The organism is Comamonas sp. Z3 (assembly GCF_008121565.1).
Lineage (GTDB): Bacteria > Pseudomonadota > Gammaproteobacteria > Burkholderiales > Burkholderiaceae_C > Comamonas > Comamonas brasiliensis.
Genome location: NZ_VOQU01000002.1, coordinates 322,300 through 336,629, shown reverse-complemented (window position 1 = coordinate 336,629; position 14,330 = coordinate 322,300). Strand labels below are relative to the sequence as shown.

Here is a 14,330-nt window from a genome sequence, read left to right as displayed (position 1 = left end):
ATAGGCATGGCCCGCTTGTCGATCACAAGGGGCCATGCATAATGAACACAATTCAAAAATTTGGGGTTTGATTATGCTTGACCGGGACGGATTTCGCCCGAACGTCGGCATCATCCTGCTCAACCAAAGAAACCAGGTGTTCTGGGGAAAACGCATTCGCACCCACAGCTGGCAGTTTCCGCAAGGTGGCATTGACCGGGGTGAGACACCCGAGCAAGCCATGTTCCGCGAACTGCACGAGGAAGTGGGGCTGAAGCCCAATCACGTTCGCGTGGTTGCCCGCACCAGGGACTGGTTGCGCTACGAGGTGCCAGACAGGTACATCCGCCGCGACGCGCGCGGGCATTACAAAGGCCAGAAGCAGATATGGTTTTTGCTTCAACTGGTCGGGCATGACTGGGACTTGAACCTGCGTGCCACCGATCACCCTGAGTTCGATGCCTGGCGCTGGAATGACTACTGGGTTCCTCTGGATGTGGTGGTCGAATTCAAACGCGGCGTCTATGAAATGGCGCTGACCGAGCTGGCGCGCTTTCTGCCGCGCGGCGAGCAGCAGCGCAACCGCTATCTGCGCAGTGGCATGCGGCCACGCGAGCAGGAAGCAGGCCAGAGCACTGGCGGCACTGCGCATCTGACGCAGCACCACCAGGTCATGTACCCGGCCCGTACAGGAAGCTTTCGCATCAACCCCGGCATAGAGCTGCCGCCCGGCGCCAGTTTTGACCCGGACCCGCAGACCGGCATAGACAATCCGCCCGATCACAAGCCTCTGCAATGAACCAAGCCGTAATGCCTCGCAGCATTACGGCTTTTTTGATGACCGCCGGTACTCAGTGTCCGGCCACCACCATATTGTCGCGGTGCATCATTTCGGGACCGGCCGAGTAGCCCAGCAGCGATTCAATCTCCGATGAGCTCTTGCGGCACAGCAGTCGCGCTTCGGCGCTGGCATAGCTGGCCAGGCCACGGGCGATCTCGGCGCCGTCCTCATCGCGCACGGCAATCACTTCGCCACGCGAGAAATCACCCTCCACGGCGATCATGCCGATGGGCAGCAGGCTCTTGCCCTCATCACGCAGCTTGGAGACGGCACCCGCATCCACGGTCACCGAACCACGCAGTTGCAGATGGTCGGCAATCCACTGCTTGCGCGCCTGCATCTTGTGCGTGTTGGCAACCAGCAGCGTGCCTATGGACTCGCCACGCGTCAGGCGCAGCAGCACGTCTTTTTCGCGCCCCCAGGCGATCACGGTGGAGGCACCGGAGCCCGCCGCACGCTTGGCCGCCAGAATCTTGGTGATCATGCCGCCCGTGCCGATGGACAGACCCGCACCACCGGCCATGGCTTCGAGCTCGGGGCTGCCGGCTTCGGCCACGTCGATGAACCTGGCATCGGGGTTCTTGCGCGGGTCGGCACTGTAGAGGCCGCGCTGATCGGTCAGGATGACCAGTGCATCGGCCTCGACCAGATTGGCCACCAGCGCGCCCAGGGTGTCGTTGTCGCCAAAGCGGATCTCGTCGATCACCACCGTGTCGTTCTCGTTGATGACGGGCACCACGCCCAGCTGCAACAGCGTCAGCAGCGTGGTGCGGGCGTTCAGATAGCGCTCGCGATCGGCCAGATCCGCATGGGTCAGCAGCACCTGGGCGCTGGGCACGCCTTCGCCGCGCAGCTTGGTCTCGTACATCTGGGCCAGCCCCATCTGACCGACGGCAGCAGCGGCCTGCAACTCATGCACCTCGGTCGGACGCGTGGCCCAGCCCAGTCGCTTCATGCCTTCGGCAATGGCGCCGCTGGAGACCATGATGACTTCGCGCTTGACGCCATCTTCACCATTCACCAATGCCGCCAGCTGACGGCTCCACTCTTCAATGGCGGCCTCATCCAGACCGCGACCTTCATTCGTAACCAGGCTGGAGCCGACTTTGACGACGATGCGACGGGCATCACGCAGCACATTGGAAGACATGAGAATTTACAGTGTTTTAGGCCTCTAACGCCTATGAATAAAGCGCAAGCAGCTATTAAATTCAAAGCAAAACAGCGCACCAAGTGCGCTGCTGGGTTATACCCTCTAGCTTATTCCGGATCGTAGGAGGCGAAACGCGGATCGGTCATATCCAGACCAGAATCCTCGCCTCCCGCAAAGCGAGGGTCGATTTCCTTGGGGGCCTGCTCCGCCAGCTGCTGGTTGTGCACATGCTCGAAGATCTTGCGGATCAGCGGCTCGCAGCCTTCACGGGTCAGCGCCGAGATCTCGAAGACCGGGCCCTTCCACTTGAAGCGCTTGACGAAGTCCTTGACCTTGGCAGCACGCTCCTCTGCGGGAACCATGTCCAGCTTGTTGAGCACCAGCCAGCGCGGCTTGTCGTAGAGCTCGGCGTCGTACTTCTTGAGTTCGGCCACGATGGCCCTGGCCTGCTCGACCGGGTCCACGCCCTCGTCGAACGGTGCAATGTCCACGATATGCAGCAGCAGACGCGTGCGCTGCAGATGGCGCAGGAACTGGTGACCCAGGCCCGCACCTTCGGAGGCGCCCTCGATCAGACCCGGGATGTCGGCCACCACAAAGCTCTGCTCGGCGGCCACGCGCACCACGCCCAGATTGGGATGCAAGGTGGTGAAGGGATAGTCGGCAATCTTGGGACGGGCGTTGGAGACGGCCGTGATGAAAGTGGACTTGCCGGCATTGGGCATGCCCAGCAGGCCCACATCGGCCAGCACCTTGAGCTCCAGCTTCAGGTTGCGGCGCTCGCCGGGATAGCCGGGAGTCTTCTGGCGCGGCGCCCGGTTGATGGCGCTCTTGAATCGCAGATTGCCGAAACCGCCGTCACCTCCCTTGGCGATGGTGATGACCTGGCCGGGCTCCAGCAGCTCGAACAGCACTTCGCCGGTATCCGCATCGCTGATGATGGTGCCCACAGGCATGTTCAGCGTGATGTCGTCACCGGCTGCACCGAACATGTCGGAGCCCATGCCGTGCTGGCCGCGCTTGGCCTCGTGGCGACGCGAGTAGCGGTAATCCACCAGCGTGTTCAGGTTCACATCGGCCACTGCGTACACATGACCGCCACGGCCGCCGTCGCCACCGTCGGGGCCGCCAAATTCCTTGTATTTCTCGTGCCGGAAAGACACGCAGCCATTGCCGCCGTCACCAGCTGCAATGTCGATAAAAGCTTCGTCAACGAACTTCATGAGGCATCCAGTCTACAAAATCAGTGTGCACCAGAAGCTCCGGTCCACACTTGAGTGCTTTATTACCATGCCCCATCTGCCAGAAATCTGCTGCCTGGAGCCTTTTCAAACAACAAAGCCCCGACAAGTCGGGGCTTTGTTGGAGTCACAGACGACTTATGCAGCCGTGATGTTGACTGTTTGCTTGGACAGAGCGCCCTTCACACCGAACGACACGTGGCCGTCAACCAGTGCAAACAGGGTGTGATCCTTGCCCACGCCAACGTTCTCACCGGGGTGGAACTTGGTGCCGCGCTGACGCACGATGATGGAACCAGCTGTCACCAGCTCGCCACCAAAGGCCTTCACGCCCAGCATTTTTGGCTTGGAATCACGTCCGTTACGCGTAGAGCCGCCGCCTTTTTTCTGTGCCATGACTTAGCTCCTAAAATTAAGCAGCGATTGCCACGATTTGCAGTTCGGTGAACTGCTGACGATGGCCTTGGCGCTTTTGATAGTGCTTACGACGGCGCATCTTGAAGATGTGCACCTTGTCGTGCTTGCCGTGAGCAACCACAGTTGCCTTTACAGATGCACCGGACACCAGGGGGGCACCAACCTTGATTTCAGCGCCGTTGCCGACGGCCAAAACTTGGTCGATCACGATTTCCTGGCCTACGTCCGCAGCAATCTGTTCTACCTTGATCTTTTCGCCAGCTGCAACGCGATACTGCTTGCCGCCGGTTTTTATGACTGCGTACATTAAAAACCTCTAAAGTCTGAGAGTTCCATGAAATGATTTCCACGGAGCCGGCAATTCTAGCACGCATGCATTTTTTCTGCTGCCATACCCCCAGGAAGCGCTTCAGCATCCGCGCACGCCGCGACCGTGGCCTCGCGGGACAGATGTCAGGTACAGGTGCGCGGTGAGGCTTGCGCCTTGCGAGCGACGGCAATGTCGCAGCCTTCGTTCACTTGAACGGGCTCTGAGGACACCACGCAAAACTTGGTTGCATCTTTCTATAATCGAGAGTCCACTTGGCGGTTCATCACCTTGACTACAGAAATTTCCACATCCAATCCGCTTGCCTTGATCGCAGATGACATGCGCGAAGTGGATATCGTCATTGCTCAGCGACTGACAACCAGCGTCCCCCTGATCGCACAGATCTCCCAATACATCATTGCCGCAGGCGGCAAACGCCTGCGTCCGGCACTGCTGCTGCTGATCGCCGGCGCCCTCGGCCACCAGGGCAAGAACAAATACATTCTGGCCGCCGTGGTGGAACTGATCCACACGGCAACCTTGCTGCACGACGATGTGGTGGATGAGTCCACACTGCGCCGTGGCAGGGCTACGGCCAACGAGACCTTCGGCAACCCGGCCAGCGTTCTGGTCGGAGACTTTCTGCACACCCGCTCGTTCCAGATGATGGTGGAAGTGGGCAGCATGCGCGTGCTGCAAATTCTGTCCGACGCCACCAATGTGATCGCGGAAGGCGAAGTCCAGCAGCTCATCAACACCCATGATGCATCGCTGAATGAAGCCGGCTATCTGCATGTGATCCGTTCCAAGACCGCCCAACTCTTCGAGGCCAGCGCACAGCTGGCTGCCGTGCTGGCCGGCGCCACGCCCGAAATGGAACAGGCCTGCGCCACCTATGGCCAGGCCCTGGGAACGGCTTTCCAGATCATCGACGATGTGCTGGACTACACCGGCAACGCCCAGGAAATGGGCAAGAACCTGGGCGACGACCTGCGCGAAGGCAAATGCACCCTGCCCCTGATCGCAGCCATGCAGCGCGGCAGCGCCGAGCAGGCCGCCATTGTGCGCAACGCCATCGAGCAAGGCTCCACCGATCAGCTCGACGCCGTGGTGGATATCGTGCGCAGCACCGGCGCCCTGGACATTGCCAGAGCAGCCGCACATGCGGAAGCTCAGCGCGCCATTGATGCCTTGGCCGCTCTGCCAGGCAATGCATACACCGCAAGTTTGCTACAATTGGCCTCTCAGCTTTTGGAGCGCCGCACCTGAATCGCCAGGTGCACCTGGGTGCTCGACAAACAAAGCTTGCGGGGTGTAGCTTAGCCTGGTAGAGCGCTACGTTCGGGACGTAGAGGCCGGAGGTTCGAATCCTCTCACCCCGACCAATCTCATTTTTGTCGCCGTTTCTTGCGCCAGGTTCAATGACGCCGTGTTGAGGCCGACATGCGGGTCTGGCGGCATACCGTCGGTAACAACAAGGATGGTAGGATAGGACTCCTCCTACCCCACCCAGACTTGGATACATGGCCGCTGCCGACAATCTGCAAAAGAACGCCCCTGCGCCCATTGCCATCCCTGGTCTAGGCAGAGCCCTGATTTCCGCCGGCAAGGTCTCGCAGCAAGCAGCCGAAAACGCAGCCAAGAAAGCCGCCACAGGCAAGACTCCATTCATCACCGAACTGAGCCAGTCCGGCGAAATCAGCGCACTGGAAATTGCCGAAACCATCTCCATGATGTTCAGCACACCGTTGCTGGACCTCAATGCCATCGACGCCCAGCAACTGCCACGCGAGCTGCTGGACCCGAAGATCAGCAACGCCTACCGCGTGCTGGCGCTCAGCAAGCGCGGCAACCGGCTCACCATTGCCACGGCAGACCCCACGCAGCAGGAAGCGGCCGAGCAGATCAAGTTCACAACCCAGTTGCTGGTGGACTGGGTAGTTGTCGAGGCCGACAAGCTGCAAAAACTGGTCGAGCAGACCGGCAAGAGCGTCAGCGAGTCTCTGGACTCCTATTCCAGCTCCGGAGACTTTGACTTCGACGACGTCAAGATCGAGGATGCCCCCGAGGAAAAAGACAATGCCGTCGGCGCCGAGGTCGAGGATGCTCCGGTCGTCAAGTTTCTGCACAAGATGCTGCTGGACGCCTTCAATATGCGCGCGTCCGACTTGCACTTCGAGCCCTACGAACACAATTACCGCGTGCGCTTTCGTATCGACGGCGAGCTGCGCGAGATCGCCTCGCCCCCGATTGCGATCAAGGACAAGCTGGCTTCCCGCATCAAGGTGATCTCGCGCCTGGACATCTCGGAGAAGCGCGTTCCGCAGGACGGCCGCATGAAGCTCAAGGTCGGCCCCGACCGCGTCATCGACTTTCGTGTCAGCACCTTGCCCACGCTGTTTGGCGAGAAGATCGTGATCCGTATTCTGGACCCGAGCTCGGCCAAGATGGGCATCGATGCCCTCGGCTACGAACCCGAGGAAAAAGAGCGCCTGCTCAAGGCCATCAACCGCCCCTACGGCATGATCCTGGTCACCGGCCCCACGGGCTCGGGCAAGACCGTGTCGCTCTACACCTGCCTGAACCTGCTCAACCAGCCGGGCGTGAACATCGCCACCGCCGAGGATCCTTCCGAAATCAACATGCCTGGCGTCAATCAGGTCAATGTGAACGAGAAGGCCGGCCTGACCTTTGCCGCTGCGCTCAAATCCTTTCTGCGTCAGGACCCGGACATCATCATGGTCGGTGAAATCCGTGACCTGGAAACCGCCGACATCTCGATCAAGGCCGCCCAGACCGGGCACCTGGTGCTGTCCACGCTGCACACCAATGATGCTCCGACCACACTGACGCGCATGCGCAATATGGGCATCGCCCCTTTCAATATTGCTTCCAGCGTGATTCTGATCACCGCCCAGCGCCTGGCACGACGCCTGTGTGCTCAGTGCAAGGAACCCGCCGACATACCGCACGACGCCCTGATCGAAGCCGGCTACGCTGAAGAGGAGCTCGACGGCAGCTGGGTCAGCTACAAGCCTGTGGGCTGCCCTGCCTGCAACAACGGCTACAAGGGACGTGTCGGTATCTATCAGGTGATGCCCATCAGCGAGGAGATTCAGCGCATCATCCTGCGTGACGGCAGTGCGCTGGAAATTGCTGAACAAGCCAAGGCCGAAGGAGTACGCTCTCTGCGCGGCTCGGGCCTGCATAAAGTCAAGCTGGGTCTGACCTCACTCGAAGAAGTGCTGGCGGTCACCAACGAGTAAAACAGAATCAGTGAGGGAACGCCATGGCAAGCGCAGCGTCCAAGGGAATCAAGGAATATCTCTTCGAGTGGGAAGGCAAGGACCGCAACGGCAAGATCGTGCGCGGCGAAACGCGTGCCGGGGGGGAGAACCAGATCCAGGCCATGCTGCGCCGCCAGGGCGTGACTCCGTCCAAGATCAAGAAGCGCAGGACCCGCGGCGGCAAGAAGATCAAGCCCAAGGACATTGCACTCTTCACGCGCCAACTGGCCACCATGATGAAGGCCGGCGTGCCGCTGCTGCAGTCTTTCGACATCGTGGGCCGCGGCAATACCAACCCCAATGTCACCAAGCTGCTCAACGACATCCGCTCCGATGTGGAGACCGGTACCTCGCTGAGCGCTGCCTTTCGCAAGTTTCCGCTCTATTTCAACAGTCTCTACTGCAACCTGGTGGAGGCCGGCGAGGCCGCAGGTATTCTGGAATCGCTGCTGGACCGTCTTGCCACCTATATGGAGAAGACGGAAGCCATCAAGTCCAAGATCAAGTCCGCGCTGATGTACCCCACATCGGTGATGATCGTGGCCTTTGTCGTGGTGACCGTGATCATGATTTTCGTGATTCCGGCCTTCAAGGAGGTCTTCACCTCCTTTGGCGCCGACCTGCCCGCACCCACGCTGCTGGTGATGGGCATCAGTGAGTACTTTGTGCAGTACTGGTGGCTGATCTTTGGCGTGCTGGGCGGCGGCATCTACTTCTTCATGCAGGCCTGGAAGCGCAACGAACGCGTGCAGCAGTTCATGGACCGCACCGTACTCAAACTGCCCATCTTCGGCGTGCTGATCGAGAAATCCTGCGTGGCCCGCTGGACGCGCACGCTATCCACCATGTTTGCAGCCGGCGTGCCGCTGGTCGAGGCACTGGACTCCGTGGGAGGTGCCTCGGGCAACTACCTCTACAAAAGCGCCACCGACAGGATTCAGTCGGAGGTCTCCACGGGCACCAGCCTCACGGTTGCCATGGCCAATGCCAATATCTTCCCTTCCATGGTGCTGCAGATGTGCGCCATCGGCGAGGAATCGGGCGCCATCGACCATATGCTGGGCAAGGCCGCCGATTTCTATGAAAGCGAAGTGGACGAAATGGTGGCGGGTCTGTCCAGCCTGATGGAGCCCATCATCATCGTCTTCCTGGGTACCTTGATCGGCGGCATCGTGGTGTCCATGTATCTGCCTATCTTCAAGTTGGGTCAAGTGGTCTGATGATTTCCGAACTGGTGTTGAATGCCGCTGCCGGCGGCGTCCTGGGCTTGCTGATCGGCAGCTTTCTGAATGTGGTGATCCACCGCCTGCCGCTGATGATGGAGCAGGAATGGCATGCCGAAGGCGCGCAATGGGCCGAGGAACAGAAGGACAAGGGCGCCAGGATCGAGCTGCCGCCCGCCAAGCCAGCCGTCACGCTGAGCCAGCCCAGATCGTGCTGCCCGCATTGCGGCCATCAGATCGCCTGGTACGAGAACATTCCCGTGCTCAGCTATCTGTTTCTGCGCGGCCGCTGCGCCGAGTGCAAAAAGCCCATCAGCCTGCGCTATCCCTTGATTGAGCTGATTTGCGCCGCCCTGTTTGCCTTCTGCCTGGGCCGCGACGGCCTGAGCGCTACCGGCTTTGCCTGGTGCGGCTTCAGCGCAGCGCTGCTGACACTTGCCTTGATAGACTGGGACACCACATTCCTGCCGGACTCCATCACTGTGCCCCTGCTCTGGGCCGGCCTGATCGCCTCCGCACTGCAGTGGACCAACGTACCTCTGCAGCAATCGCTGTGGGGTGCCGTCGCAGGCTATATGTCGCTGTGGCTGATCTTCTGGGCCTTCAAACTGGCCACCGGCAAGGAAGGCATGGGCTATGGCGACTTCAAGCTCTTTGCCGCGCTCGGTGCCTGGTTCGGCTGGCAGGCACTGGTGCCCATCATTCTCATGGCATCGGTCGTGGGTGCCGTCATCGGCATCGTGCTCAAGATCAACAGCCAGCTGCGCGAAGGCGGCTATGTACCCTTCGGCCCTTTTCTCGCGGGTGGCGGTTTTGTCAGCCTGATCTGGGGTCCCCAGGCCGTGCTCGGCTTTGCGGGTCTTTAAGCCATGCAAGCCTTGCCCGAGCGCTCACCATTCAGACTGGGACTGACGGGCGGCATTGGCAGCGGCAAAAGCACGGTTGCGGCCAGGCTGCAGACATGCGGCGCAGCGCTGATCGATGCCGACCATATCTCGCGCAGCCTGACGGCAAGCGGCGGCATGGCCCTGCCTTTTATCGCTCAGGCTTTTGGCGCTGACCTGATCGACGCCCATGGCGCTCTCAACCGCGCCCGCATGCGCGAGCTGGTCTTTGCCGATTCCTCCGCGCGGCAGCGCCTGGAAGCCATACTCCACCCCCTGATCGCCGAGCAGACCCGGCAGCAGCATGAAGCAGCCGTGGCGGCCGACAGCAAGCTGATCGTGCACGACATCCCGCTGCTGGTCGAATCCGGCCACTGGCGAACCAGGCTCGATGGCGTGCTGGTCGTGGACTGCCGCGAGAGCACGCAGACGGAGCGCGTCATGGCGCGCAGCGCTCTGAGCCGCGAGGCCATTCAGGCCATCATCGACGCCCAGGCCACGCGCACGCAGCGCCTGGCAGCGGCCGACTGGGTCGTCTACAACGATGACGGGGTCACAATCGAAACTCTCCACGCATATACCGATCAAATCGCTGCATGGTTCGGGCTATGATGCAGGCCATGGCTTGGCCTGTGCGTGTGATCGCCGCATGTGCACGTTGACCGCTGATTCCTGTGCGCCTCGAGGAGCCCAGCAAACGTGATCCTGTACGAATATCCTTTTAACGAGCGTCTGAGAACTTATCTGCGCCTTGAGCAGCTGTATCGCCGTCTGCGCGAGCTGCTGACCCGCGCACATTCGGTCGATCATCACTTCGCCCTGATCACCATCTTCGAGATCATGGATGTGGCCTCGCGCAGCGATCTTCGCGCCGATGTCATCAAGGATCTGGAACGCCAGAAGCACCTGCTGGACGTGCTGCGCGACAACCCCGATATTTCCCAGCACATGCTGCACCAGGTGGCGCGTCAGGTGGAAGGCTGCTTTGCCACCATCAATGCACAGACCGGCAAGACCGGCCAGGCGCTGACCGAGAACGAATGGCTGATGTCCATCCGCAGCCGCGTGGGCATACCCGGCGGCACCTGCAGTTTCGACCTGCCGGCCTATCACGCTTGGCAGAACCTCGATCCGCGTTACCGCCAGCGCGACCTCGAAGACTGGGCCGGCGAGCTGACCCCGCTGGGCCAGGCGCTGGAGCTGATTCTGCAGCTGCTGCGCGAGACCGGCATTCCCCAGCGCGTGGTGGCCGAGCATGGCGTGTTCCAGCAGGCCATGCCGGCCGGCCGCAGCTTCCAGCTGCTGCGCCTGCGCATAGACCCGCATCTGAATCTGGTGCCGGAGATCAGCGGCAACCGCCTGCTGGTATCGGTGCGCCTGCTCAAGCTGGCCAATGGCGGCAAGCCCCAGCCCAGCAATGACGACGCGTCTTTCGAGCTGACGCTCTGCGCCTGAGCCGCAGGCAGTCTTCTCTCTCCATCGAGCCGCAGCTTGCGGCTCGCTGTCTTTCAGGGTCGGCCACCCGTGTTTTCCAGCTGTGATACATCTACGCCATGAGCACTGACAAGCAATCCCCCACCATGGTGAAATGCCCGACCTGCGGCGGCCCCAGCGTTTTTTTGCCCAGCAACAAGTTCCGCCCCTTCTGCAGCGAGCGTTGCCGCAATATCGACCTGGGCGCCTGGGGCAATGAAGAGTTCCGCGTTCCGGCTCAGACGCCTCCCGAAGATGCGCCGTTTGGCGATCCGCGCACCGAAAACCAATAGCCTTCAGCAAAAACAAGAGCGACTTTCGCCCGATATTTCTTGATTTCAGCTTGATTACCCAAGCAAATCCAGACTCACCGTACGCAAGGCGCTCTCCATTCAGGAGCGTAACGCTTCAATCCACGGGTTGCTGCGCCTCGTAATGGCTTTGATCAAAGACCAGGCCGCGCTCCTCGCTCAGCCATTGCAGCACAGGATAGGCGCCCGGCAGGACCGGGTGCACATCAAGCGGCAACTGCTGCCAGGCCATCTGCTGACCCTCGCGCATCTCGAACTCGCCCGACCATTGCGTCACCTTGCACCAGTGCAGACGCACCAGCGCATGCGGGTAGTCATGCTCGGTCACCTTCCAGGCATGGGCATGGCCGATGGTCACGCCCAGCTCTTCGATCAGCTCTCGGCGCAAAGCCTGTTCCACGCTTTCCCCGGCCTCCAGCTTGCCGCCAGGAAACTCCCAGTAGCCCGCATAAGGCTTGCCTGCAGGGCGGCTTGAAATCAGCAGCGCCCCATCGGATTCGCGCAACAGCACGCCCACGGCCACTTCCGTGTGCTTGCGCTGCGCCTGTGTTTCAGCAGTCACTTCCACAACACTCTTTCTTCATTCCAGGTCTGCTTCTTCAGCCAGACCGTCCACATCTTCAATGCGCTTCTTGACCGTCACAGGGCGCTCATTGCGGCCTGCATAGTCGCGCGCGAACTGGTGGGCCACACGACCGCTGCGCGAGCCGCGCTCCAGCGCCCAGACCAGGGCTTCGGGCCTGGCCGCCTCGATGGTGGCCTGATCCATGCCCAGCGCGGACAGCCACTGCGCCACCACGCGCAGGTATTCGTCCTGGCTGAAGGGGTAGAAGCTCACCCAGAGACCGAAGCGCTCGGACAGGGAAATCTTTTCCTCCACCACCTCACCGGGATGGATCTCGCCGTTCTCGCTTTTTTGCTGCGCCAGGTTGTCCGTCATGTACTCGGGCAACAGATGGCGGCGATTGCTGGTGGCATAGACCAGCACATTGGCCGTGGCTGCGGAAACCGAGCCATCCAGCATGGACTTCATGGCCTTGTAGCCGGGCTCGCCCTCTTCAAAGCTCAGATCATCGCAATAGATGATGAACTTCTCGCTCCGGCCAGCGACCACGTCGACGATGTCGGGCAGATCGGTCAGATCGGCCTTGTCCACCTCGATCAGACGCAGGCCCTGGGGCGCATAGCTGTGCAGGCAGGCGCGGATCAACGAAGACTTGCCCGTGCCGCGCGCGCCCGTCAGCAACACATTGTTGGCCGTGCGACCGCTGACGAACTGCTCGGTATTGCGGGCAATCTTTTCCTTTTGCACATCGATGTTCTGCAGATCGGACAGCTGCATGGCGCCCACATGGCGAACCGGCTCCAGCACACCGCAGCCGTTGGCGCGCTTGCGGTAGCGCCAGGCAATCGCTGCATCCCAGTCGGCGGGCGCCTGCAGGGGCTGGGGCAGCACGGATTCGATGCGCTGCATCAATTGCTCGGCACGCTCGACCAAGCGCTCCAAAGGGTTCATCACATCTTGCACGACCAGATCTCCATATTTTTTATAGCTTCTTGCGCTTTCCCAATCTTGATTTCAGAATAAAAAGCAATCAAAACTCAATACAGACAAACGCAAGCAGCTCCTGAAATTGAAGCGCCCAAATAGGGGCGCTCACCAGCAAGGGACAGCAAGCAAGCGCCGCCGCGCAGCGAGGCTGTCGTCCCCCTCCCATAGCGCGCAGCGCGTAGATAGAGGGGAAAGCGGCGGGGCCACCCAGGCGGGGCCGCTCAGGGGGTGATCATTTACGACCGGTAATCCGCATTGATCGTCACATATTCGTGACTCAGATCGCAGGTCCATACCGTCTGTGCGGCATCGCCACGACCCAGCACCACGCGCACCACGATCTCCTGCTGCTTCATCACGCGCTGGCCGTCTTCTTCCTTGTAGGAAGGATTGCGGCCGCCGTCGACCACCACATGCACATCGTCCAGGTACAGATCGATTTGGGTCTGATCCAGATCGGCAATGCCGGCATAGCCCACAGCGGCCAGGATGCGGCCCAGGTTGGGGTCGGAAGCAAAAAAGGCCGTCTTGACCAGGGGCGAGTGGGCAATGGAGTAAGCGACCAGACGGCACTCTTCCTCATTCCTGCCGCCCTCGACCTTGACGCTGATGAACTTGGTGGCGCCCTCGCCATCGCGCACAATGGCTTGGGCGAGCTTTTGTGCCACTTCCAGCAATGCTGCCTTGAGCTGCTCGCCCTCGGCGCTGGAGAGCGCCGTGATCTGTGCATTGCCGGCCTTGTGGGTGGCGATCAGCACGAACGAGTCATTGGTGGAGGTGTCGCCGTCGATGGTCACGCGGTTGAAGGAGCCGTCGGCCAGCTCCTTGACCAGGGGCTGCAGCAGCTCGGGTGCGATCGCCGCATCCGTGGCCAGAAAGCCCAGCATGGTCGCCATATTGGGACGGATCATGCCCGCGCCCTTGCTGATGCCGGTGATGGAGACCGTCTTGCCACCAATGCCGATGCTGCGGCTGAAGGCCTTGGGCAAGGTGTCGGTGGTCATGATGCCTTCGGCAGCCGTGGCCCAGTTGTCAGCCTTGGCGGCAGCAATGGCCTTGGGCATGCCCGCCACGATGCGGTCCACGGGCAGCTCTTCCATGATCACGCCGGTGGAGAAAGGCAGGATCTGGCCTGCGCTCAGGTCCAGCTCCCGGGCCAGCGCAGCGCAGGTGGCGCGGGCATTGGCCAGACCGGCGGCGCCGGTGCCGGCATTGGCATTGCCGGTGTTGACGACCATGGCACGGATACCGGTGCCGGCCGCCAGATGCTCGCGGCAGATCTGCACGGGAGCGGCGCAGAAACGGTTCTGGGTGAACACGCCGGCCACCGAGGCACCTTCGTCGAGCAGAAACACCGTCAGGTCCTTGCGATTGGCCTTGCGCACGCCGGCTTCGGTCACACCAATGCGAACGCCATTGATCGCCAGCAGATCAGCGGCGACGGGAGCGGAAAGATTCACGGACATTTCTGTATGTTCCTAGAAAAGTGGAAAACACCCCCTGAGCCACTGCGCGGCTTCCCCCTCTCTCGCCTGGCGGGAGGGGGACGACATCCTCGCTGCGGGGCGGCCCTTGCTCGATGTCTCTCGCCTGGAGCACGCCACTGATTCACAGTCCGCGGGGCAAGTTCGGACTGCAAGCAAAACGTTCCCCATTATC

Annotated in this window: 15 protein-coding genes and 1 tRNA gene; 9 read left to right on the top strand and 7 right to left on the bottom strand. The window is 61.1% G+C overall.

What is annotated here, in order from left to right:
* Positions 1-73 precede the first annotated feature (73 nt).
* A complete protein-coding gene (locus tag FSY59_RS06220; protein ID WP_019043050.1) occupies positions 74-778 on the top strand; it encodes an RNA pyrophosphohydrolase in 705 nt (234 codons plus the stop codon).
* 52 nt (positions 779-830) lie between these two features.
* Here FSY59_RS06220 and proB read toward each other — a convergent pair whose 3' ends face one another.
* The 4 genes from proB to rplU form a co-directional block, all read right to left on the bottom strand.
* Entirely contained in the window at positions 831-1,970 is a 1,140-nt protein-coding gene (gene proB / locus FSY59_RS06215; RefSeq protein WP_043370925.1) for a glutamate 5-kinase, read from the bottom strand.
* A gap of 110 nt (positions 1,971-2,080) precedes the next feature.
* The gene (cgtA, locus tag FSY59_RS06210) at positions 2,081-3,196 is read right to left on the bottom strand and encodes an Obg family GTPase CgtA (protein ID WP_003058532.1); all 1,116 of its coding nucleotides are present in this window, start codon (positions 3,194-3,196) and stop codon (positions 2,081-2,083) included.
* 156 nt (positions 3,197-3,352) lie between these two features.
* Positions 3,353-3,610 carry a 50S ribosomal protein L27 gene (gene rpmA / locus FSY59_RS06205; protein ID WP_003058534.1) on the bottom strand — a complete coding sequence of 86 codons (258 nt, stop codon included), beginning with the start codon at positions 3,608-3,610 and terminating at the stop codon, positions 3,353-3,355.
* 16 nt (positions 3,611-3,626) lie between these two features.
* Positions 3,627-3,938: a 50S ribosomal protein L21 gene (rplU, locus tag FSY59_RS06200; protein WP_003058536.1), complete on the bottom strand. Its 312-nt coding sequence runs from the start codon at positions 3,936-3,938 to the stop codon at positions 3,627-3,629.
* A gap of 342 nt (positions 3,939-4,280) precedes the next feature.
* On the opposite strand from rplU, the gene FSY59_RS06195 reads away from it, so the two are divergent.
* From FSY59_RS06195 to FSY59_RS06160, 8 genes are all read left to right on the top strand, one after another.
* Positions 4,281-5,210, top strand: coding sequence for a polyprenyl synthetase family protein (locus FSY59_RS06195; RefSeq protein ID WP_003058538.1), 930 nt, complete (start codon positions 4,281-4,283; stop codon positions 5,208-5,210).
* Between the two features lie 39 nt (positions 5,211-5,249).
* Positions 5,250-5,326, top strand: a tRNA-Pro gene (locus tag FSY59_RS06190).
* 138 nt (positions 5,327-5,464) lie between these two features.
* A complete protein-coding gene (gene pilB, locus FSY59_RS06185; RefSeq protein ID WP_003058542.1) occupies positions 5,465-7,207 on the top strand; it encodes a type IV-A pilus assembly ATPase PilB in 1,743 nt (580 codons plus the stop codon).
* A 23-nt stretch (positions 7,208-7,230) separates the two neighbouring features.
* On the top strand, positions 7,231-8,448 hold the full coding sequence (locus FSY59_RS06180) for a type II secretion system F family protein (RefSeq protein ID WP_148728673.1): 1,218 nt from the start codon (positions 7,231-7,233) through the stop codon (positions 8,446-8,448).
* Positions 8,448-9,317 carry an A24 family peptidase gene (locus FSY59_RS06175; protein ID WP_148728672.1) on the top strand — a complete coding sequence of 290 codons (870 nt, stop codon included), beginning with the start codon at positions 8,448-8,450 and terminating at the stop codon, positions 9,315-9,317. Before FSY59_RS06180 ends, FSY59_RS06175 begins: the two co-directional genes overlap by 1 nt.
* A gap of 3 nt (positions 9,318-9,320) precedes the next feature.
* The gene (gene coaE, locus FSY59_RS06170; protein ID WP_148728671.1) at positions 9,321-9,947 is read left to right on the top strand and encodes a dephospho-CoA kinase; all 627 of its coding nucleotides are present in this window, start codon (positions 9,321-9,323) and stop codon (positions 9,945-9,947) included.
* Between the two features lie 87 nt (positions 9,948-10,034).
* Entirely contained in the window at positions 10,035-10,790 is a 756-nt protein-coding gene (gene zapD / locus FSY59_RS06165) for a cell division protein ZapD (RefSeq protein ID WP_003058549.1), read from the top strand.
* Between the two features lie 98 nt (positions 10,791-10,888).
* A complete protein-coding gene (locus tag FSY59_RS06160) occupies positions 10,889-11,101 on the top strand; it encodes a DNA gyrase inhibitor YacG (RefSeq protein ID WP_003058551.1) in 213 nt (70 codons plus the stop codon).
* A 115-nt stretch (positions 11,102-11,216) separates the two neighbouring features.
* Here FSY59_RS06160 and FSY59_RS06155 read toward each other — a convergent pair whose 3' ends face one another.
* The 3 genes from FSY59_RS06155 to argJ all read right to left on the bottom strand — a co-directional run bounded on the left by FSY59_RS06155 (position 11,217) and on the right by argJ (position 14,137).
* Entirely contained in the window at positions 11,217-11,687 is a 471-nt protein-coding gene (locus FSY59_RS06155) for an NUDIX domain-containing protein (protein ID WP_148728670.1), read from the bottom strand.
* A gap of 12 nt (positions 11,688-11,699) precedes the next feature.
* Complete coding sequence (locus FSY59_RS06150) at positions 11,700-12,635, bottom strand: ATP-binding protein (RefSeq protein ID WP_003058555.1); 936 nt, start codon at positions 12,633-12,635, stop codon at positions 11,700-11,702.
* 272 nt (positions 12,636-12,907) lie between these two features.
* On the bottom strand, positions 12,908-14,137 hold the full coding sequence (argJ, locus tag FSY59_RS06145; protein ID WP_003058557.1) for a bifunctional glutamate N-acetyltransferase/amino-acid acetyltransferase ArgJ: 1,230 nt from the start codon (positions 14,135-14,137) through the stop codon (positions 12,908-12,910).
* Positions 14,138-14,330: the final 193 nt, after the last annotated feature.

Excerpts from the sequence above, each read along its gene's own strand:
- FSY59_RS06220 (WP_019043050.1), top strand. The coding sequence starts at position 74 with ATGCTTGACCGGGACGGATTTCGCCCGAACGTCGGCATCATCCTGCTC.
- proB (WP_043370925.1), bottom strand. The coding sequence starts at position 1,970 with ATGTCTTCCAATGTGCTGCGTGATGCCCGTCGCATCGTCGTCAAAGTC.
- cgtA (WP_003058532.1), bottom strand. The coding sequence starts at position 3,196 with ATGAAGTTCGTTGACGAAGCTTTTATCGACATTGCAGCTGGTGACGGC.
- rpmA (WP_003058534.1), bottom strand. The coding sequence starts at position 3,610 with ATGGCACAGAAAAAAGGCGGCGGCTCTACGCGTAACGGACGTGATTCC.
- rplU (WP_003058536.1), bottom strand. The coding sequence starts at position 3,938 with ATGTACGCAGTCATAAAAACCGGCGGCAAGCAGTATCGCGTTGCAGCT.
- FSY59_RS06195 (WP_003058538.1), top strand. The coding sequence starts at position 4,281 with ATGCGCGAAGTGGATATCGTCATTGCTCAGCGACTGACAACCAGCGTC.
- pilB (WP_003058542.1), top strand. The coding sequence starts at position 5,465 with ATGGCCGCTGCCGACAATCTGCAAAAGAACGCCCCTGCGCCCATTGCC.
- FSY59_RS06180 (WP_148728673.1), top strand. The coding sequence starts at position 7,231 with ATGGCAAGCGCAGCGTCCAAGGGAATCAAGGAATATCTCTTCGAGTGG.
- FSY59_RS06175 (WP_148728672.1), top strand. The coding sequence starts at position 8,448 with ATGATTTCCGAACTGGTGTTGAATGCCGCTGCCGGCGGCGTCCTGGGC.
- coaE (WP_148728671.1), top strand. The coding sequence starts at position 9,321 with ATGCAAGCCTTGCCCGAGCGCTCACCATTCAGACTGGGACTGACGGGC.
- FSY59_RS06160 (WP_003058551.1), top strand. The coding sequence starts at position 10,889 with ATGAGCACTGACAAGCAATCCCCCACCATGGTGAAATGCCCGACCTGC.
- FSY59_RS06150 (WP_003058555.1), bottom strand. The coding sequence starts at position 12,635 with ATGAACCCTTTGGAGCGCTTGGTCGAGCGTGCCGAGCAATTGATGCAG.
- argJ (WP_003058557.1), bottom strand. The coding sequence starts at position 14,137 with ATGTCCGTGAATCTTTCCGCTCCCGTCGCCGCTGATCTGCTGGCGATC.